This window comes from Deltaproteobacteria bacterium (assembly GCA_020845895.1).
Lineage (GTDB): Bacteria > Lernaellota > Lernaellaia > JACKCT01 > JACKCT01 > JADLEX01.
The window spans coordinates 1-19913 of the sequence record JADLEX010000045.1 but is presented as its reverse complement, the minus strand read 5'-3'; the positions used below and the strand labels follow the sequence as shown (position 1 = coordinate 19913).

The 19913-nt window shown below is 63.4% G+C and carries 18 protein-coding genes; 11 read left to right on the top strand and 7 right to left on the bottom strand.

Translation table 11 applies throughout. The annotated features are described in order from the left end of the window. Positions 1-11: 11 nt before the first annotated feature. Positions 12-752 carry a DUF1801 domain-containing protein gene (locus IT350_05390; protein ID MCC6157467.1) on the bottom strand — a complete coding sequence of 247 codons (741 nt, stop codon included), beginning with the start codon at positions 750-752 and terminating at the stop codon, positions 12-14. A 460-nt stretch (positions 753-1212) separates the two neighbouring features. Here IT350_05390 and IT350_05385 point away from each other — a divergent pair, with 460 nt between their 5' ends. Beyond that, positions 1213-1605 (top strand): YbaN family protein, encoded by a 393-nt coding sequence (locus tag IT350_05385; GenBank protein ID MCC6157466.1) that lies wholly within the window; start codon positions 1213-1215, stop codon positions 1603-1605. Between the two features lie 20 nt (positions 1606-1625). Next, the gene (locus IT350_05380) at positions 1626-2291 is read left to right on the top strand and encodes a dihydrofolate reductase family protein (GenBank protein ID MCC6157465.1); all 666 of its coding nucleotides are present in this window, start codon (positions 1626-1628) and stop codon (positions 2289-2291) included. Between the two features lie 103 nt (positions 2292-2394). On the opposite strand, the gene IT350_05375 is transcribed toward IT350_05380, so the two are convergent. The 3 genes from IT350_05375 to IT350_05365 form a co-directional block, all read right to left on the bottom strand. Beyond that, positions 2395-2784, bottom strand: a complete 390-nt coding sequence (locus IT350_05375; protein ID MCC6157464.1) for a hypothetical protein — start codon at positions 2782-2784, stop codon at positions 2395-2397. A gap of 147 nt (positions 2785-2931) precedes the next feature. Beyond that, complete coding sequence (locus tag IT350_05370) at positions 2932-3450, bottom strand: SRPBCC family protein (GenBank protein ID MCC6157463.1); 519 nt, start codon at positions 3448-3450, stop codon at positions 2932-2934. Positions 3451-3497: 47 nt separating this feature from the next. Beyond that, positions 3498-3761: a helix-turn-helix transcriptional regulator gene (locus tag IT350_05365; GenBank protein ID MCC6157462.1), complete on the bottom strand. Its 264-nt coding sequence runs from the start codon at positions 3759-3761 to the stop codon at positions 3498-3500. Between the two features lie 92 nt (positions 3762-3853). Here IT350_05365 and IT350_05360 point away from each other — a divergent pair, with 92 nt between their 5' ends. The 9 genes from IT350_05360 (at position 3854) to IT350_05320 (ending at position 15537) form a co-directional block, all read left to right on the top strand. Further along, positions 3854-4843, top strand: a complete 990-nt coding sequence (locus tag IT350_05360; GenBank protein ID MCC6157461.1) for a hypothetical protein — start codon at positions 3854-3856, stop codon at positions 4841-4843. A 508-nt stretch (positions 4844-5351) separates the two neighbouring features. Next, entirely contained in the window at positions 5352-6836 is a 1485-nt protein-coding gene (gene cmr1, locus IT350_05355; protein ID MCC6157460.1) for a type III-B CRISPR module RAMP protein Cmr1, read from the top strand. A gap of 101 nt (positions 6837-6937) precedes the next feature. After that, positions 6938-8386, top strand: a complete 1449-nt coding sequence (gene cmr1 / locus IT350_05350) for a type III-B CRISPR module RAMP protein Cmr1 (protein ID MCC6157459.1) — start codon at positions 6938-6940, stop codon at positions 8384-8386. 27 nt (positions 8387-8413) lie between these two features. Further along, entirely contained in the window at positions 8414-10354 is a 1941-nt protein-coding gene (gene cas10 / locus IT350_05345; protein ID MCC6157458.1) for a type III-B CRISPR-associated protein Cas10/Cmr2, read from the top strand. Then, entirely contained in the window at positions 10351-11502 is a 1152-nt protein-coding gene (locus IT350_05340; protein ID MCC6157457.1) for a hypothetical protein, read from the top strand. The genes cas10 and IT350_05340 overlap by 4 nt, the downstream gene beginning before the upstream one ends. 19 nt (positions 11503-11521) lie before the next feature. Continuing rightward, positions 11522-12439 (top strand): type III-B CRISPR module RAMP protein Cmr4, encoded by a 918-nt coding sequence (cmr4, locus tag IT350_05335; protein MCC6157456.1) that lies wholly within the window; start codon positions 11522-11524, stop codon positions 12437-12439. A 12-nt stretch (positions 12440-12451) separates the two neighbouring features. Next, positions 12452-12853 carry a type III-B CRISPR module-associated protein Cmr5 gene (gene cmr5 / locus IT350_05330; protein ID MCC6157455.1) on the top strand — a complete coding sequence of 134 codons (402 nt, stop codon included), beginning with the start codon at positions 12452-12454 and terminating at the stop codon, positions 12851-12853. Then, a complete protein-coding gene (gene cmr6, locus IT350_05325; protein ID MCC6157454.1) occupies positions 12853-13707 on the top strand; it encodes a type III-B CRISPR module RAMP protein Cmr6 in 855 nt (284 codons plus the stop codon). The genes cmr5 and cmr6 overlap by 1 nt, the downstream gene beginning before the upstream one ends. Positions 13708-13731: 24 nt before the next feature. Further along, positions 13732-15537 carry a hypothetical protein gene (locus tag IT350_05320; protein MCC6157453.1) on the top strand — a complete coding sequence of 602 codons (1806 nt, stop codon included), beginning with the start codon at positions 13732-13734 and terminating at the stop codon, positions 15535-15537. Positions 15538-15543: 6 nt separating this feature from the next. Here IT350_05320 and IT350_05315 read toward each other — a convergent pair whose 3' ends face one another. From IT350_05315 to IT350_05305, 3 genes are all read right to left on the bottom strand, one after another. Beyond that, a complete protein-coding gene (locus IT350_05315; GenBank protein MCC6157452.1) occupies positions 15544-16800 on the bottom strand; it encodes a hypothetical protein in 1257 nt (418 codons plus the stop codon). Then, complete coding sequence (locus tag IT350_05310) at positions 16797-17930, bottom strand: hypothetical protein (GenBank protein MCC6157451.1); 1134 nt, start codon at positions 17928-17930, stop codon at positions 16797-16799. The genes IT350_05315 and IT350_05310 overlap by 4 nt, the downstream gene beginning before the upstream one ends. Positions 17931-18161: 231 nt before the next feature. Next, the gene (locus tag IT350_05305; GenBank protein ID MCC6157450.1) at positions 18162-18923 is read right to left on the bottom strand and encodes a hypothetical protein; all 762 of its coding nucleotides are present in this window, start codon (positions 18921-18923) and stop codon (positions 18162-18164) included. Positions 18924-19913 lie beyond the last annotated feature (990 nt).

Sequence of the window (19913 nt, the reverse complement as noted above, 5' to 3'; positions counted from 1 at the left end):
GGAACGGTCGGCTAAGGAACCCATCCGGGCAACGCCGCCGCCTGCTTGACCCACTCGGCCATTCGAGCCTCGTCGAAATTGTCTTCGTGAATGTCGGTCCAGCGCGACTCCCCGCTCTTCGGCGTGCCGCCATCGGGCATGGGGCGAAGCGCGATTCCGTTGAAAAAGGTCACGCGGACGTACCGCGTGAAGACGTGGACCGACGCAAACCATCCCCGCCCTTCGATGCCGTAGAACGGCGAGTTCCACTTCACGGCCTTGCGTACGCCGGGCACGTTCCGAACGATGAGCGCGTCGAGCCGGCGGCCGACGTCGCGCTTCCAACCCGGCATCGCGGCGATGTATGCCTGCACCGGGGCGTCGCCGTCGCCCTTCGGGATTTGCGGATTGCCGCCGGATAGGAGCTTCACGGGAGCAGATGCGCTCGCGTCCGGGGCGGGCTTTCTCGCGGCGGGCTTCACGTTCGCCTGCTCGTTCCTCTCCACAGCCGCCTTCACCAGCGTGCGGAAAGCATCCGCGTCCACCGTTTCCCCTTCGCGGATGTCGATCGCCCGCCGAACGTTGCCGTCCAGGCTCGAATTGAAAAGCCGCGCAAGGTCCGGGATGCTCGCGCCGCGCGCGAATGTGAGCTTGACGACCTGCTTGTACGTCTCTCCCGTGCAGACGATCCCGTTGCTCGACCAAACGGGCGTGCCCATCCACTTCCATTCCTCGACGATCCCCGGTTCGGCCTCGTGGATCAGCGCGCGCATGCGCGCGAGCGTCTCACCCCGCCAATCGCCGAGTTCGCCGATGCGTCCGTCGATGAGCCGTGAGGCGGACTCGTCCGCAGCGGCCGTATTCACGCCCAATCGCGCCCGGGACCTGAGTACGGACTTGCCCGTGGATTTGCGCAACGTTCTCGAACGCGATGGGTTCGTGGACATACGATCTCCAGAAGCGAATGCTGCACGCAACTTAAAAACTCCGGCCGGCTATGCCAATGTGATCAAGCATACGTCATCGCACTTGCGTCATGCCGTATCGAGCCTTCACAGCTTGAACGATCGTCGCATTCGTGAGACGAACGCGGGCCGACCGTATGTAACGTCAGTGCCGCGGGCGATGACCGACGCCATGGGAGCGGAATACGTGACAGGTCACCCAGCCGCGTCGCGCGAGTTCGAGAACGCGCGCGAAGCGACATTCGATCTCGACGCGAATGAAACGACCATGGACCGAGCGCCCGACCGACTGCGCAGCTCGTTGCTCGTTTCGGCGGGCGTCGTCTGCGTCGTTCTGGGAGCGATCGGCATCGTGGTTCCGGTGCTCCCGACCACGCCGTTTCTGCTGCTCGCCGCGGCGTGCTTTTTACGCAGTTCAGAGCGCTTGCACGCATGGCTCCTCGGCAACCGCGTCTTCGGCGAATATTTGCGGCGGTACGTCAGCGGCGAGGGAATTCCGCGCTCGTCGAAGATCACCACGATCGTTCTGCTCTGGATAACGCTCGCGGTTTCCATCTTCGCGGTCGTGCCGGCCGGGCTCTGGTGGGTTCGGCTCGCGCTCGCCGCGATCGGCGTGGGCGTCACCATCCGCATCCTGCGGATCCCGACGCGAATGGCCTGAACCCGAAAGGAGACACACGCATGTCGAAGCTGCGCGTGAACGCGTTTGGAATCTCTCTCGATGGCTACGGTGCTGGACCCGATCAGTCGCTGGACAACCCCATGGGCGTCGGGGGGATGGCGCTGCACCAGTGGGTTCTCGGCACGAAGACCTTTCAGAAGATCCACGCCGATTTCGCCGGATCGTTGATCGGCGACGCACCGGGCCGCGAGGACATCGACGATCAATTCGCCGCGCGCGGTTTTGAAAACCTCGGCGCTTGGATCCTGGGACGCAATATGTTCGGACCGATACGCGGCCCTTGGAACGACGACAGTTGGAAGGGCTGGTGGGGCGAGAATCCGCCGTACCACGTGCCGGTTTTCGTGCTAACGCACCATGCCCGCGCGCCCATCACGATGAAGGGCGGAACTACGTTCCACTTCGTCACGGACGGCATCCACGCCGCGCTGGACCGCGCGCGCGAAGCGGCCGCCGGCAAAGACATCCGCCTCGGCGGAGGTGTCGCCACGGTCCGCGAATACCTCTCGGCCGGGCTCATCGACGAGATGCACCTCGTCATCGGTCCCGCGTTGCTGGGCCGGGGTGAGCACCTCTTCGTCGGAATCGACACGGCGAGCCTCGGTTACCAATGCGCCGAGCACGTGGCGTCGGAGCGTGCCACGCATGTCGTGCTGACGAAATAGCCCTGCGCGAGGCAGACGATGCGACGCCGCATGGCGATCGCGTCGTCCGTTCGGAACGCGAGACGCGTCAAGTCATGTCGTAGGCCGCGGTCGGCGGAGATTTTCAGCAGGCTTCCAGAACCGTCTGGAGTGCCTCGCTACAGGCCAAAGACTCTTCCGCGGAAAAGTCTTCGCAATCGATATTGGCTTCCATGCAATCCAAATAAAGGCCATGGGCCTCGATCTGGCACGCGTCGGTCACATCGGGAAGAATGTCGCAGTACCCGACGGCATCGTCCTCGGAGTAACCCATGCAATCGACGTAAAAAGCCATGCAGCGCTCATAGAGCCCGTTGTCGCTCACGTCGTCATCGCCGGTATCGTCATCATCCGTGTCGTCGTTCGCGGCTCCCACGCCCGAATCGTCGTCGTCATCGCCGGAATCGCAGGAAATCCCGAGGGCCATCACGGTGAGGAGGAGAGGGATGGTCGACCAAAAAAGGAAGCGTTTCATATGTAAGCCCCATTGCAATATCCTTGCGCATGGAACGGCCCTTCTCAGCGATTGTCAAGCCGCGCACGTGGTGCTGACGCGGCGGGCGCAGCCTATCTCGAGCCCGGGCCCATCGCGGCGACGTACAAACGCAGCGGAGCGTCCGATCTAGGAGCGCGCCCCGTCGCCGCTGCTGGGCAGGCCGGCCAGCACCTCGTCCAGCAACTGGTAGCTCTGCTCCATGCCGTCGGTCATGCCGGTGGCCATCGAGTCGTCGCACGATTGCTTGTTGCCGAAGTCAATGAGAGTGGTGACGGTGGTGACGTCCCCGCTTTCGGACATGGTCACGGTGACGGTGGCGTCGCCGTCGCCCATGCCGATGCCGGTGTCGCCGGCGTCGTAAAACTGGGTGTGGACGATCTTGGCGCCCGGCTCGAGCTCCTTGAAGACGCCGCTGAAGCCGAACTCGCTGCCATCGGCTTCGTTACGCCAGCGCCAGCGGTAGCTGCCACCGACCCGCGCGTCCATCTCGCAGACCGGCATCGACCAGCCCGGCTCCGCGACGCACCAGCGGCGCAGCAGCGCGGCTTCGGTATAGGCGCGATACACGAGCGCGCGCGGTGCCTTGAATGGACGGACCACCTTCACTTCGCGGTCACTCGGCAAGCTGACCTCGGCCTTTTCCATCGCTGACCTCACTTGAGTTTGGGTTTGCCGCGCTTGGGGTCGTGCGGCTATTGCTGCAACTCCCCGAGGAGGACATCGAGCCGCGCGAAGTTCTGCTCGAAGGCTTCACGGAAGCGCTCGATGCAGGCGCGCGCCTCGCTGAGCGGCGCCACCACCAGCCGCCGCGGCCGACGCTGACCGTCGTGTCCGACGCTGACCAGCCCGGCCCGCTCCAGCAGCTTGAGGTGCTTGGAGATGGCCGGCTGACTCATGGCGAAGGGCGTGGCGAGCTCCTTCACCGAGGCCTCGCCTTGCGCCAGGCGAGCCAGGATGGCGCGACGGCACGTGGGTTCGCCGAGTCGACGGCCGCGACGAGATCATAAAGAAAAGCCCGTGGGAGCAGGCCCGGGCGTCGCTCCACGAGTTGCGCGCCGAGTTCCTGCGCCGACTCAATCGCCTCTTCGCCGGGCGATTCGTCGAACTCCCGTTTGTCTTCGGCGATGTCGTCGCGTTTCCGCTCAGCGAGTGCGCGCCCTCCGAAATGCGGCCGCTCGACGCCCCGCGCGAGACGCTCTGGACCGCGTCGACGCTCCCGCGCATCGCCTCCGCCGCGGACGAATCCCTGCGTTTCTGGCGCGGCGAACGCACCGTCACTCCGCTCTCGGAATCGGAGTTCAAAAACTTCCGGCGCAACGCGCTCCAGCCCATACTCCAACTCGTCCCGACGCTCGGCGCGATGCCACGGTTCGACGCGATCGTCGTCGACGAGGCGCAGGACTTTTTGCCCGACTGGTGGGCGATCCTCGAAGACCTCCTCGCCGATAAATCGGCGGGAAAGATCTTCGCGTTCCTCGATCCGCGCCAGGCCATCTTCGGGCGTCCCTCGACCGTGCCCGCGTTCGAGACCGTCTTTCACCTGCGGCACAACTTCCGCAACGCGCGACGCATCGCCGAGACGCTCGCGACCCTCACGGGGGACGCGGTCGAGTGCCCGCTCGACGCGCCGTGGGGCGAAGACGTCGTGGTGCATCTCCGGAGGGATCCGCGGGAGACGCTGAGAGACCTCGCGGAGCTGATCGAGACGTTGACCGCGCGAGAGAAGATCACCCCCGACCAGATCGTGCTTCTCACGCCGCACACGCGGCGCAATTCGGTGCTCGCGACCGCGGAGTCGCTCGCCGGTCTCGCGCTCTCCACCGATCCCCTCGACCGCGATGGAATGCTCCTGCACACGACCTTCGGCGCGTTCAAGGGCTTAGAGTCGGACGTCGTGATCCTGCTCGACGTTTACAATGCCGACGTTCGGTGCGCTCGCGGCGCGCGGATGGTCGCGGCGTCGCGGGCGCGGCAACTCCCGCACGTCTTCGCTCGAAACGATTGGATTGCGGGCGAGGAGGGACGTACGCGGAATTGACGCGGGAAGAATCCGCTCGTGCCAACTGCCGTATGACCCGCGATGTCGTATGATGGCGGCAGACTGCGTGCGATGAGTTGGAATACGGCCGATCGCGCGTAGGAAGATCGGGATCCCGATTGCCGTCCTTGGAGATTGGTTGCGAGAGCAGACAATTTGGAGATGTCGTGCTCGGCCGTCGCGGTCTCCTGCCGGGCAGGAGGACTCGGCACCCGCTTGTAACTCCAAATCAAACACAACAGAGCAAACCATTTGAACTCGCGATCGCGACGTCAGTACATGCAGTCTCGGATCGAGTTGGACGCTGACCTGCCCGAACAGGAAATAACCAGGAGCGACACGCCTTCCAACCATCGCCGGACCACCCGGCGAACCGCTTCATTTTTCAACCGGTGTTTACAACTCACGACGGCCTGCGAAAAACGAAAAATTTCGACTGAGGAAAATATTTTGTAAGAACCTCCAAGTGCTGTCCGTATGAAAGGGGAGACGAAGAGACGGAGGCTGCATGTCCCCTCGTAGAGCCCTGGCGACAGATCCGAAGCCGACTCCGGGTGCGAAAACCACGGATGTGAAGTCGTACAACCTGCGTGTCATCACCCCCATCATGGGCGGCGGGGCGCAGGCGCAGCAGTCCGACGATGCCGATCCCATCCGCGTGCCCGAGATCCGCGGACACCTGCGTTTTTGGTGGCGCGCGCTGGTCGGCCACCGGCAGCGTTACTGTGGGACGGACGGCCTAGCCAAATTGCGGGCCGACGAGGCGGAGATCTTCGGCGGAACCGCGCTGGGCGGCGATGAAGAGTCGAAAGAGTCCAAAGTCAAGCTGTGGGTGGAGTGGGGAAACGCGCCGAAGAAGGGTGTGACGATTCCGGCCGGCGTGCACGAGGTGAATCCCAACACGCACAAGCCAAAACCCCTGCCGAATTGGGCATTTGGCGCGGGCGCGGGATACGCTCTCTTTCCTCTCCAGCGTCCGAGTGCCGAGCTTCAGGGAAACGCGCCCGTCCCCACGGCCAAGGTCCGCGTCGGTCACAATCAACAGTTTGCCACGCGGTTCGTGGAATTCACGCTGCATCTCGATCATTCACGGCTCGGCGCGCCGGCCAAGGCCGATGTCGAAGCCGCGTTTCGTTGCTGGGTGCTGTTCGGCGGCATCGGGGCGCGCACGCGGCGGGGGCTCGGCGCACTGATGGATATCGACCGCGTCCCCGCGAGCGCGGAACTCGGCACCGCCACCGCATTTTCGGAATTTACCGGTCGCATCGGCATCGGCCTCCCCGCGGTCGAAGAGACCGCTCACGACTGGCCGACGCTCGAAGGCGCGCGGCTGCGTGTCGGCACGCAGTCGTTCCCCGACCCCTATCAGGCGTGGAAGGCCGCCGTCACGGAATTTCAGAAGTTCCGGCAAGCGCCCGATGGCCGCGACGCTGCGCCTGCGGGAGCCAACCATCCCGGACGCAGCAAGTGGCCGGAACCGAATGCGCTGCGCCGGTTGGCGGATGGGCGCGGTCACAAACCCGCGAATTGGGCGCATCCGCCTCATCAGAATGACGACATCTTCTTCCCACGAGCGGATTTCGGGTTGCCGATCATCTTCAAGTTCAAGGATGATCGAAACGATCCCAGAAAAGACGAGCCGGCGAACGCCATGCTCACGCACGAAGATACCGATCGCTTCGGCTCTCCGCTCATCATCCGGCCCTTCGCGTTCCGCAATGCGCAGGATCAGGTGCGTTACTGCGCCATGGCGCTCGTGCTGAACGGCGTGAAGCCGCGGCAACTCGTCGGCGATCTCGTGGTGAAAACTCAGCCCGGCGCGCACCCGGGCTTGCCGTATCGCCCGACGGCGGCGGAGCTTCACGACCGCACCAAGGCTGCTCGCGTTGCGCCGATGAATGCACATCACACGGGCACGGCGGCGGACAACGCGCTGGATTCGTTCCTGACCTATTTTACCGCGCAGCAACGGGCCTACCGGCTGGTGTTCTGAGGAGAAACGCGACCGTGTCCCCGCGACGAAATCTGGCACATCACACTGCACCGGCAACGGAAGCTCTTCCGATCGAGGTTCACGCCGGAACATCGTTCAGCGTGCGTCTGCGGGTGGCGACGCCCGTCTTCGGCGGCGGCGTCGAGCCGCGCAAGTTCCACGAGATCGAGCCGATCCGCGCGGCGTCGGTGCGCGGGCACCTTCGTTTCTGGTGGCGGGCGACGCAGGACTTCGCGAAATTCAAATCGATCGATGAACTGTTTCAGAATGAGCAGGAGATCTGGGGGGGCGTTCACTTTCAGGTCCCACCGAAGCCCGGACGGACGGAGCCGGAGTATGAGTCGAAGCCGTCGGCGGTGGCTGTATCGGTCGAGCCGGACGAGACATCCGGGGAGGATCCGGACGGTTTGCCGATCGTTTGGCCGGACGATATCGGCGGTGCGAGCGCTTATGCGATGTTTTCGTCGCGACCGGCGCCGGGAAAGAATCCCGATCCGCTCTTCGTCCACCAGCAGTTCACGCTCGAACTCGGTTTCCCCAAAGCATTGAGCGACGACGTCATGACCGCGGTTCGGGCTTGGATCTGTTTCGGCGGTTACGGTAGTCGGACACGACGCGGCGCTGGGACGATCCAAGTGCTGTCCGGTGTCGCCGGATATTTGAGTCCAGAGGACGTGTGTCCGAAGTTTTTGGACTCGAAATCCAATCCGGCGATTGAACACCCCTTGGGTTGGGTTCGACCGGAAGGTAAGCCGCCGAAATGGGCGCGGCACATTCCCAATCTGCGATGGTCGTGGATGCAGATTGGCAGCGACGATTCCACCAACGTGAAGGACGCTTGGGCATCCGCGGTGGGATTCGTCAAGCGATTCCGGCAGGACGAGTCACGACCGGGGAAGCCAAAAAAGAAGCATCGCCTGCGTCGCACCGACTGGCCGGAGCCGGACAAGATTCGCAAACTGGCCGCGATTCCAAAGCCATTTACGAAGTGGGAACACACCCCGCACACCGAGCACCTCGGTGACCCCGCTTGGCCGCGTTCTTCACTTGGTCTTCCGATCATCACCCGTTTTCAAAACAAAGATTGGAAGGACCAGCCCTACGCGAATCCAGACCCGGGCTTTGTGCTTCGCAGGGACAAAATCACTGGGAAACCGATAGGCTGGGACAACAGGGAACAGCACAACTTCACTCTCGCGTGGATCGATTCCGCCGGAAAAATTCAAGACCGTCTGGCGAGTCCGGTCATCACGAAGGCGATTCAGGTTGGTGAGGACCAGTTTCTCCCCGTCATCGTGGGGTTCGAGACCGATCCGCCCGATGGGCAGGTCGTGTTGATGGACCCGCACGCGGCACCGAACGCCGAGGATAAGGACCGCTACGTCAAAGGCAGCGCCGCGCCGTTCGACACGATTTCGGGCGCGGGGGACACGGGGGTGCGTTATCAGCCGTTGCGATCGCCCGCCGTCACGACCGCCCCCGCCGGCCAGAAGGTGCTCACGGCGTTTCGCGAGTGGGTGAAGAACAACGGCGGCAGGAGGATTTACTAGATGGCAAAACACCTGTTCATGTTTTCGGTGGGGCCGGTGCAGGAATTCATTGAAGCGTCGCGCCGGTCGCGCGATCTGCATTGGTCGTCGAACTTCGTCGAGAAGACGGCGCTGGCCGCAGCGGCGGCCCTCAAGAGAGCGGTCCACGGAGTCGATTTTATCGCGCCGCCGCTGAACGATCATTTTCGCGAAGACGGCTCGGTGAATCCCGTGCCCACCTCGGATCGAGTCCTCGCGATCCTGCCCGATGGCGTCGATCCACGTGACGCGAGCGGGAAAGCCGGAGTCGGTGCGTACGCTCCGTGGAATGACGCGATCGACGATGTTCAAGACAAGCTGAACAACGGTCCCGATTTGGGTTTTCACGACAACGTCTGGAACGAGCAAAAAGTCGAGCAGCGCGTGGAGTTCTATTCGGCGTGGGTTCCTCTCGATGAAAACGATTTTCGGGCAGGTCGATCTCAGGTAGAACGCCTGTTAGACGCCCGGGAGGAATTCAGCGATTTCGTTCCGAGCCTTCAGGCGCATCGCGTCTCCAAATCGTCGCTGGACGGGCGTCGCGAGTCCGTGCTGCAACGCCTGCTCGAGGCGGACAATCGGCGCAACCACCGCGCCGAGCTGGGCATTAAACCTGGCGAAATGCTCGACCTGCCCGGCCTTGTGAAACGCCTCGCCGGCGACGAGCACTTTCCGCCAGGCTCGCGCATCGCGGTCGATCCGTTCATTCGCGGGGTCATGCGCCGAGACGACGGCGATCGACAGAAGCAAGCCGTATTGGGGGTCCGGCAAAAATTGGAGGACCTGAAGGGACAAAATCGCTCGGGATTCTTCTCCTACACGAATGAAACCCGTTATGGCGACTTTTGTTTCGACGGCCACCAACTCTTTGCGGATCGCTTGGACAGTCTGAAGGGCGATTACCCGAGCTACGTCGAAGACCTGAAGGACCTGAAAGACATCGTCACCGGTGCGAAAATTTCCCCTTGCCCATATCTCGCCGTCATCGCCTGCGATGGCGACGGGATGGGGAAGATGATCCGCGACGCGAAGACACCTCAGGAGAATCGCGAAATCTCACAGAGGATGCAGACGTTTGCAAATAGTGTGAATGAAATTGTCGAAACCGCCGCCAACGGCAGCGCGATCTTCGCCGGCGGCGATGACGTGCTGGCCTTCGTGCCGCTCGACCGGATGCTCGATTGCGTGGAAGCGCTTCAGCAGAGCTTTCGAACGAACGTGACGGGATGCACTATCTCGGTCGGCGTGGCGATCGTCCACATGCTCACGCCCATGGCGGGCGAAATGATCAAGAACGCCCATGACGCCGAGAAGGACGCCAAGAGCGGGCGTTGGGAGTTTGCGAACGCGAATTTGATCCCCGAGGATAAACGACTCGCGGAGGCCGATGGCAAACGCGGTAACGCCGTGGCGTTTCACCTCTATAAACGCTCCGGCGCGCCGATCAAACTGCGCATGGCGTGGCCCGACGCGACGCATGGCGACGCCTATCACGAACACACCAGCCCCGTCACGCGGATGAAGGGATGGGTCCACCTGCTGCGAGAGGATCTGATTCCAGACCGCCTCGCATACGAGATGCGCACGCTCGCACGCCACTATGGGAACGCTAGCCAGACCGGGCCGATCACGGATCAGAACGGCGAAACTTGGGTCACGGCGGAGCTGCTCCACGTCGAGTTGAAACGCCTGCTGGGTAAAAAACAGAAAGGCGAACAAGACCAACTGACGAAGCGTGTCCGCGAGATGATTCTCGACCGGATTCCCGAGCCACCGACTGAGGCGAACGACACTGTGAAAGAGGCGTTCGCACATCAGGCTTGGCTGTCTCTCCGGCAGATGGCGGAGGAGATCATTGTGGCGCGCGCCCTGCTGCCGGCCTATCTCGACTCCGGCGAGGCGGTCGATGTTCCGAACGCCCCGGCGGCGCAGCAAGGAGGCGCGTTATGACGTGCGTGGTCATCACTCCCAACAGTCCGCTGATCTTTCGCGATCCCAAACCCTTCGACACGGGCGCGGGTGGCGCGGTGTCGCTGCCCTTTCCCACGCCGAGCGCCGTGGCCGGGACTCTGCGCACAGCCATCGTTCGAAAGGCAAACAACGACGACTTCCCCCAGGCCATGGCCGACACGGTCGTGAACTGGAAATTCCAGGGGCCGCTGCTGCGCGTCGGAAGCGAGGTCTACGTCCCCGCGCCCGCGGATGCGTATCCGGAAGGTGGTGCGTTTCATCGGTTGCGGCCCGTCGAGTTGCCGGGAGCCGGATGCAATCTGCCCGGCGGTCTCAAACCGGTCGGACTTCCGCTCAATAGCAAGGCCGGCAAACCCGAATACGGGAAGGCGTGCGACTTCTGGAAGGTCACAGATCTCGCAAGTCAGTGGCTCATCCCTGGGGGCGAGTCGATCGACCAGTCGTCCATCGGCGGCATTTCCCTCGAGCGCGACCGGCGCACGCACGTGGCGATAGGCGGCAACTACGCCGGAGTACCCGGCATGTTGTTCTCGACGGAGGCGATCGATTTTCAGGGCAAGGAAGTCACGACCGGGCTCGTCGTCAAGATCGTCGACACGGGAAACACGAGCGCGGACGGTCTGAACGGCTACACGCACCGCATCGGTGGCGAGGGGCGGTTTGCGGACTTCTCGGTCGTTGACGCTTGGCCAACTGTGCCCCCGACGTGGAAAACGACCGTCGAATCGGCGACCCAACTGTGCATGGTGCTCGTGACGCCAGCCATCTACGCCGGTGGCTGGCGACCCCACTGGATCGACCCACAAACATTCAAGGGCAAAATCCCGGGGACCCAAACGGAGGTTGAGCTCGTCGGCGCACGCATTCCGCGATGGAAGCCGCTGGCAGGTTGGGAGATCAAGCGTCGCCTGGAAAACGGAAAGTGGATCGAAGGCGGGCCGAAGCCGCTGCGTCGGATGACGCCGGCGGGGTCGGTCTATTTCTTCGAGAAGGTGGACAACACGGAAGTGAACCCGGATGCGTTGTGGCTCGCGTCTTCGATGAGCGACGGCGACGCGCCCGAGTCGAACGGTTTGGCGAATCTTAAACACGACGGCTTCGGACTCGCCGTCTGGGGCGCGTGGTGAACGCGCGAGGAGGGAAATCATGACCGCGAAACGTATGTACTTCATCCACGCGCTCTCGCCGCTGCACGCCGGAACGGGACAGGGCATCGGCCTCGTCGACCTGCCCATCGCGCGCGAAAAGGCGACGAAATTGCCCATCGTGCCCGGCAGCACCGTCAAGGGCGTTTTACGCGCGGAATCGAGTCTGGCGGACGATCAAAAGACGGCGGTCTTCGGCCCCGAGACCGGAAATGCGAGCGATTATGCGGGGGCGATCGTGTTCGGCGACGCGCGGCTGCTGTGCCTGCCCGTGCGTTCGCTGTACGGCACTTTCGCGTGGGTGACGTCGCCGATGGTGCTGGAGCGGTATCGGCGGGACGCGATGGGCACTCCGGCTCAATTTGAGTTCGACTTCGCGGACGCCGACGTTTTCACGAAGTCTCCCGCCAATGGCGGGGTTGTCGCGGCGGGGTCAGTCTATCTGGAAGATCTGAAGTTGAAGGTCGCTGTGAATCCGCCTAACGGCACGAGTCCCGGCAATGAGACAGCCGACTTGTGGGCGACGCATTTCTCATCATTGCTCTGGCCCATCCAAGCAACGCCAAATTCCGCCGCCGCGACGTGGAGAGCACTTTTCAAAGCGCGTTTTGTCATCGTTTCGGATGACGACTTCGCCTTCCTCTATGAAACCGCGACCGAGATCTGCGCGCGGATTCGGATCGCGGAAGACACCAAGACGGTCGCCAACGGCCAGCTTTGGTACGAGGAAGCCCTCCCTGCGGAGAGCCTGCTGTGGGGCGTCGCGATGGGCGAGAAATCCCGTAAGAGCGACGTCAACCTGACGGACGCACAGGTTCTGGATCACGCCGTCGGCGCCGCCGGAGCCGACCGCACAACGCAGTTCGGCGGCAAGGCCACCGTGGGCCGCGGCGTCGCCCGCTTCATCGCGGGCGCTTGAGGGAGGACGACGATGGCGGAGATTCAATCGCAGAAATGGGCCCGTCTCGCGTATGTCCACATGCAGACGCCGGCTCGTGTCGCGAAAAAGGACAAGATGGAAAAGTACGGCGGACTCTGGATGCGTCTGCCGTATCTCGTTCTGACGAACGGCCTCTCGCAGGCCGTGGCGTTTATCGCCAGTAAGTACGACGAGCAGAAAAAGCCCGAGTTCGGCTGGGTGCTCTCTGACCTGGCTGCGATTCTTGGATACACGCAGAACACGGTGCAGACGGAAATCCAATCCTTCCCCGACACTCGGAAGTATGCGCTCGCGACGCGCCAGGTTCTCGACGCGTCCATTTGGTACAAGCGCTACGCCGAGGGGATCTATGGCCTCGATCCCACTAACGACGCCGCACGAGGAGATCGCTGATGCCGGAAGTCCAGGCGCGCAGAAACCACTTTCCGGACCCCAACCTCATCGCATTCAGCCATGCTGGACTCGCGCTCGAACGTTATGTGGCGAGCTTGGGGGAGCCGGCTCACGATTCCGAAAAGCAGCTGTACGTCAAGCTGGCCGGACTGAATTCGTTCGGACCAGCCTACTCAGGGGCGTTCGAGCGCTGGAACAGTCGATTCGCGGATGCCGATCGATTTTCTCAGAGTCCCGTCTCCGCCTCCTCCCGCATCGCGGTGGGTCTCGGAGCGGACAGCGTGCTCGAAACCTCGCTGCGGCTGCATCGCACCTACGGCGTGCCGATCCTGCCCGGCTCGGCGCTCAAGGGCCTCGCGTCGCACACCTGCCGCCGCGTGTACGGCGGGCTCGCGAAAGAACATGCGACGTCCGACGACGTGACCGATCCGGTCCGCAAGCAGTACATGCCCTCGCCTGCATGGACGCCGGAGCAGCGACGTGAAAACGAGGAGCAACACGGTTGGGACTTCACCACGCACGACCTGCTGTTCGGCCACGTGGCGGGCGCGGGCGGCGTGATCTTCCACGACGCGTGGTACATCCCGGGCAGCGGTCCGGGAGGCAAGCCGTTCCTTCCGGACGTGATGACCGTGCATCACCCGAACTATTATCGGGGCGACGATTCGCCTCCCGCGGACTGGGACAGCCCGACCCCTGTAGCGTACATCAACGTCGCGCCGGGCACGAAGTTCCTGATCGCGCTCGAGGGAGAACGGGACTGGACCGCACTCGCCATGCGGATTCTCCTGGAAGCCTTGAAGAACGACGGAATCGGCGCGAAAACGTCGAGCGGTTACGGTCGACTGGTCTAGAACGAGTAACGGAGCGAACGCACGATGACGCAGACCCCGGACGCCGAGCGCGTGTGGCTGTACAAGTCCTTCTTCTTCCTGCCGCTGCGGCTCGCCGCGGGCTCGTTCAAGTCCATTCCCGCGAGCAAACGGGCATCCCTCTCGGGAGCGTGGTTTCAAACCGCTTCGCCCGAGATCCAGATCGGCCGTCCCGATACCTACGCCGAATACGTCTACTTCCACCCGCACGCGCGAAAGCTGCTGTTCGTGCCGCAAAACCAAAAGGCGGCTGATCGATCCGGGTCGCTCGATGCGCTTTATGTCTACAATCTGAAGGACGATTGCAAGAAAAACCTCTACGTCGAGATCGGTTTGCCGAGACGGATGGATCGGGAGGAATCGGAACGATTCGTGCGGCTTCGCGTCGAAGACGTCGCGGTGATGCTCTACGACGTGGACGTGGCGATCCTTTCGATCGAAGTCGTCTGGGACAGCCGCAAGGTCGCTCAGCAGGGAAATCAGACGCTCCTGACGATGGCCGACGCCTTCGACGTGACGAATCTGCTTCGCCGTCGGGGGCCGTCGTTCGTGGATATCGGCGAAGCGGAGATGTTTCGGGGAAACGCCGACCATCGGCCCGACGAAGGATGGGGTGCCTCGCAGAAGGGTATCGGCGAGCTTCCAAATTTCGTGCGTTTCGGCTTCCTGGATGAGAAAGGGAACTTCACCAACGTTCCAAGTGCGGACGGCCAGGGAGCCTCGGAAGACTTCGGAGCTCGATTCGACTGTTTCGTCATGGGAAACCAGTCCGACAGCCCACAAGATGGGTATATCGGTCGCCACTTCCAGTTCTGGATAGACCGATTCGTAGCCGACATCCGCTGCCCGGACCTGAAAGTCGAGGGACCGATTTTCGACGAGCGGGGATTTTACTGGTCTTATACGTATCTCCACGAAAGCATCACGGGATTCACGCCGCTTGGGGCGACGATGTCCTCGAACCCACGTGAACCCCAGAACCCGTTCGGAGAACTGACGGGCGAGTCTCAGGCATACCGCGAATTCCTTTATCGGCTGGTCTTCGCGGACCCGGCGAAGAACACTTACCACGAGAATTCGCTCATCCGCGACCATCTGCTCGAATCTTCGCTCTACCTGCGCTATCGGGACTTGGGCACGGTCTACGGATTCTGCCGCTACGGCGGCGTTATGCTGGTCCAAGGCACGAGCGACGAAAACTGGTTTGCGCGAACCAAACTGCGCCGCGACTTCGAAACCATGTACTTCCAGATGGCGAATCTGCTCGTCACGCTGCGCGCGGGGCTCCTGCGTTTCTCGGAACGCAGCGCCGAGATCACACAGAAGATCCACGACCGGGGCGTTGACCACCCCGAGCTGGCCAGGGAGATCGAGGATCTGCGTCAGGACTTCCTGCTCTTCCACAACAAGTACTGGTTTTGCGAGATCACTTCGCAGGAGCAGGGCATCGAGATGTTCGACCTGTGGAACCGGAACATGAGCAACGTCCGCCTCTTCGAGGAGGTCGACGCGGAGATCAAAGCCCTGCACGAGTTCTCGCTGTCCAAGATCAATACCCGCCTCGGCCAGATCGCTTACCTCAACATTAGCGCGGTGGCGGTCGCGGTTGTCGCCGCGATTCTCGCCGGGCTCAGCCTTTCGCTTTATCCCGATGGCGACAAACGACTCTTGGTATGGGGAATCGGCTCGGGAGTTGCCGCGTCCGTTTTTGCCTATTTCGGATTCCTGTGCGGAACACGCATCCTGAATTGGCTAGACGTAAAAAAGAAGAAGTGCGTGGATTTCGTTGCGGACAATCGCCCGCAATCCTGAACCCGGTCAAGCCAGAAAGACCCGCTCGAGTTCCGCAATCCTCTCCACGCGCCGCCGGTTCGGCGGCCAGAATTTCGACGCACGGTGCCGCGCCTCGGCCAGGTGCTCGCGGATATCGGTTCCGCGCCCGATGCCTCGGCAGAACGCCGCCATGAACAGCGGCCAGTCGCAGTAGGCATCCTCGAAATTCGACGGGCACGCCCGATCCGCCTCGAGGTCGCGCAGGAGCCGGTCGAGATCGGTGAGCGCGCGTGCCAGCGCGTCCCATCGCCCGCGCTCGGCCAGCAGGGCGCAATCGAGCCGCAGGGCGTCGAGGCGCAGCGCGTCCAGATCCTCGTCCTCGCACGGCGGCGGCGGGGACATTGCGAGCATCATCACAATGCGTCCGAGGTCGTCGAGCACGTCAAATCCGCGGCGACCCGAGATCCGCGCGCGCTCGAGCAGAAACCGCGCGGTTGGTGCGATGTGCAGCGGTTGCCAAAGGCACTTCAGAATGAGCTCGCCGATCGCGATACCGAACGCCGTCACCGCCGACGCTCCCTGCGGCAGTGCGATCACCGAGAGCGACGGCTCCGCGTCCACCGCGGCGCGCGCCGCGTCGTCGCCGCACACCACGAAAATGCCACGCCCCGACCGGCGCACCGCCCGGGCCTTGTCGGCGATGCGCGCGGCGGGCGCGAGCCGGCCGTTCTCCAGCCCCGCCGAAATCGCGAGATTCCCCATCACCGGCACGGCCAGCAGCAGGCTCACCGCGTGAAAGAACACGGCAAAACCCGCGCTGCCGTCGTCGAGCAGCGTCGCCCATTCTTCGCGGCGCAAGCGCAGGATCGGCCGCTCGGGCCCCGGAACCATCGCGTCGGCCAGTGTGAGCGCTTCTTCGACGGCATGCTGAAAAGACATCCGACCCACGCGTCCCTGCTGGGCGCCGATCCGAATGACACCCTCCACCACGGCGGCGGGTGCGTATGACGATCCCGGCGACGCTCGCCATGCGAAAACGATCGGGCAGGGCGCGACGTCGTGAAATCGTTCGTCGGTTTCTCCGAATTCGCGCTCGCCCGCCTGGGCGATATCCCGCACGCGCGTCAATGTCGCCGTCGCGGACTCGTCGAGCCAAGCCCGGCCGGACTCGAGCACTCGGTTCAGCGCTTCGTCGGTCAGAATCGGCGCCAGGAGATCGGGAAGCGTTTGGCAGAGACGGGCGAGGCGGATCGGATCGTGGCCCGCCGCGCGAAGTCGTCTCCACAATAGCGCGGCCGTCATGGCGGCGCGGTGTCGCCCGCGGCGTTCTCGGCGGAAACAGACTCTCCATAGAGAATTCTACCGTCGATCCAGACCACCGCGAGCGAATCGGGGAGCGCGCGGAGGCGGCGATAGAACTCCGCCGGATCGTCACAACGGATCACCGCAACGCCGTCCTTCACGTTGGCCCAGCGCTTGCCCAGATGGACGACCGCGCCGTCGGCGTCCGTGCGTGCCGTCCCGTTTCCATCGCCGAAGACAAAGCGCAGTGCGCCCGCGCGGTCAACCGCCACATCCACCTCGACGATCGCGTCCTTGCCCCCGGTGATCTCGGGACACTCCCCCGGCGCACGCACGCGTACGCGCAGCACGCCGATTTCGCCGGCAAGTCGATCCGCCAACGAAGTGAACGCGAAACGACGTGCCTGTGATTCGTCGTCGGCGGCCGCCGCCCCTGGGGCGAGAGCTTGGAGAATGGCCGCCTTTCCGACCCGCGGCGACAGGTCGAGCACCCGCCGAAACGCACGATCGATGGCGGCCGAATGCGTGCGCGAGCCGAGTCCAGGTCTTGATTGCCGCGCCGACACATCCGCCGCGGGCCCGATCGGCGGCGCGAGCCAGACCTCGTCCCAGGCACGCGGCAAGAGGGTGAACCACGGGTATTCCGCTGCGATCACCGGATCGAACAACATCCGACGCTCGCACATCGTCCAGTCTTCGGCTTCAAAAAACGCCCACGCGAATTCGGTGAAGAACGCCTCGTCCGCGGTCCACAACCGGTGCATTTCGGCCATCCGCCGGGTCGCCTCCGCGTCTCCGCACGACCTCGCGGGGTCGATGACGGCCATGACCGCGTGCCACGCCGCCTGCGCGTCGTCGCGGCGACGCAGGAATTCCAGCGCGGCGTTCTGGTCGAGCGGATTCGAACGTCGGCGCAGTCGCCGCGCCAAGCGGTCGTACGAAGCCGGAAAGTTCAACCGGGCGATTTGCGAGAGCACAATCCGCGCCGCATGGGGCAGGGTGGCGGACAGCTCGATGCGTCCACCGCGGCGCAGATAGAGTCCGACACGCACCGCCAGATTCCAGACGGCGTCGTCGGATCCATGCGCGCCCTTGCCGGCCAGCTCCGCCAACGAACGGGCGAGATCCAACGGTTTATCGGATGGCCCCTTGGGGCCCGAATTTCCGGCCACTCGCCGCACCTCTTGCGCCGCAAACAGGCGCAATCAAACTCGGTCGATGCGCCGCAACTCGACCCAGGTCCTCGTTAAAGGCGCCGGTCGAAAAGGGCAAGCCAATCCGTCTACTTCATACCCGTGTATCGGCGCGGATCTTACGGAAATCGCGAAATTTTTTGTCGGGTCCCGTTCTGGCCGCCGGCCTCAGTTCTCGGGCAGTTGGCCGTGGGCGACGCACAGGGCCGTCCATGCGGCCTTGGCGCGGTGTGTGGCGGTGAAAAGCGCCCCCTTGGTCATGCCCAACTTTTTGCACAGACGGTTGCGTACCGCGAGTTCGCCTCCGGTCCGGGCCAGACGCAGCATGGTCCGGGCTTCGCGCGCGGGATCGAGCCCGAGGCGCTCCCGCAGATATTTCGCCGCGCGTTCTCCATATTCCCGCCACACCGGCATCCAAAGGGATTGAAGAATATATGCCTCGCGGCCCTTGAGCTGATTGACAAGTTCCCGCGCGGCCAGAATCCGCCGATAAACATCGACGATGGTATCCGCGGAAACGGCGAACGTCCCCGTTTTGGGCATCACGGGGATGCCGTAACCATCCACGCGGGCGCCGCGAACAAAAAAGTTCGCCGCCCACGACAGCTCGCGTTCGTAATATGCCGCCCACAGGGAAGGGACGATGGTTTTGGTGTAGGTTTTCAGACGATAGCCGCGCTCGGGATCAAAGGATCGCCACTTCCGCGCCAGCTCGTCCGCCAGACACCAGCGATAAAACTCCTCGGCTACGCTCTCGGGATCCTCGGAGCTGCTCGAGCGGGCCGCCATCTTGATCGCATAAAACACGATGTCGCCGCGGTATCTCGCGGCCAGCGTCCAGAACAGCTCCACACGCAGGTCGCGATAAACGGCAATCCAGAGTTCCTCGTCGGTGAGGGCATCGAATTGCTCGGCGATATCGCGCGCCATGAATTCTCCCGCCGTGCCCGCCGCGCCTCGACACCTCGATGCGCACCGCGCAACGCCGCAGGGAATCACGGGCTGCTCGGATTCATCGATATGATGTCAAAAGCGACGCGTTGAAGCCGGTTCGAATTTCAAGGGAACGGATATCGATTAATACAACGCGTCGGACATGTCCAGCGCCGCGTCGAGCAGCACCGAATTTTCACCGCGAAGACGCGAAGACGCGAAGAACGCGAAGCAGTTCTCATTGTGTGGCGCGGGCGCCCCCGCCCGCGACGTTGCCGCCCACCCGGCCGAGGGCCCTCACCCCAGGCAGGGGCCCCCACCACGGCCAAGGGTCCTCACCCCATCCAAGAGCCCTCACCCCAGCCCTCTCCCGTCATGACGGGAGAGGGAGATCGGCAATTCCGGAACGCGACGCACCCGCCGCCCAGCGAACCCTCGTCGGGTCATGTGGCACAGCCGCCCCCGGCTGTGCCGGGTGGGAGAGCGGCCGCCGCGACTTCGAGTACCATCTCTCGTCGGCTATCGGGAAGAAAGATTCCATACCCGCCCCTCGCGCCAGCGCGACCAACAACCACCAACCACCAACCAACGACCCTGCGACGCAGTCGCGGTCATACCCGCCCTGCGTGCCTCGCCGAAGCCTTGCGAAGGCGGGAGAGCAAGCGCCGCGACGAAACATACTGCCACGGCTTTTTCCGTAAAACCCTCTCCATACCCGCCCCGAGAGCAAGCGCCGCGACACCGTTCGGAGGAAGCGGTCATTCTGGTCGCAAAAACTTTCCATACCCGCCCTGCCTGCCTCGCCGAAGCCTTGGAGGAGGCGGGAGAGCCGCCGCCGCGACTGCATGGGGCCGGCCATGGTGGAGCCGGTCGAGTTTCCATACCCGCCCTGAGAGCAGCCGCCGCGACGTAACAACGTGTGGTCCGACCCGAGAACGAAAAGTTTCCATACCCGCCCTGAGAGCAGCCGCCGCGACATCAGGGCGT

Bases quoted from the DNA above. Each gene is read 5' to 3' on its own strand.
- cmr5 (MCC6157455.1), top strand. From the start codon at position 12,452: ATGGCGGAGATTCAATCGCAGAAATGGGCCCGTCTCGCGTATGTCCAC.
- cmr1 (MCC6157460.1), top strand. From the start codon at position 5,352: ATGTCCCCTCGTAGAGCCCTGGCGACAGATCCGAAGCCGACTCCGGGT.
- IT350_05390 (MCC6157467.1), bottom strand. From the start codon at position 752: ATGCGCGCGCTGATCCACGAGGCCGAACCGGGGATCGTCGAGGAATGG.
- cmr4 (MCC6157456.1), top strand. From the start codon at position 11,522: ATGACCGCGAAACGTATGTACTTCATCCACGCGCTCTCGCCGCTGCAC.
- IT350_05340 (MCC6157457.1), top strand. From the start codon at position 10,351: ATGACGTGCGTGGTCATCACTCCCAACAGTCCGCTGATCTTTCGCGAT.
- IT350_05375 (MCC6157464.1), bottom strand. From the start codon at position 2,784: ATGAAACGCTTCCTTTTTTGGTCGACCATCCCTCTCCTCCTCACCGTG.
- IT350_05370 (MCC6157463.1), bottom strand. From the start codon at position 3,450: ATGGAAAAGGCCGAGGTCAGCTTGCCGAGTGACCGCGAAGTGAAGGTG.
- cmr6 (MCC6157454.1), top strand. From the start codon at position 12,853: ATGCCGGAAGTCCAGGCGCGCAGAAACCACTTTCCGGACCCCAACCTC.
- IT350_05320 (MCC6157453.1), top strand. From the start codon at position 13,732: ATGACGCAGACCCCGGACGCCGAGCGCGTGTGGCTGTACAAGTCCTTC.
- IT350_05305 (MCC6157450.1), bottom strand. From the start codon at position 18,923: ATGGCGCGCGATATCGCCGAGCAATTCGATGCCCTCACCGACGAGGAA.
- IT350_05385 (MCC6157466.1), top strand. From the start codon at position 1,213: ATGGACCGAGCGCCCGACCGACTGCGCAGCTCGTTGCTCGTTTCGGCG.
- IT350_05315 (MCC6157452.1), bottom strand. From the start codon at position 16,800: ATGACGGCCGCGCTATTGTGGAGACGACTTCGCGCGGCGGGCCACGAT.
- IT350_05380 (MCC6157465.1), top strand. From the start codon at position 1,626: ATGTCGAAGCTGCGCGTGAACGCGTTTGGAATCTCTCTCGATGGCTAC.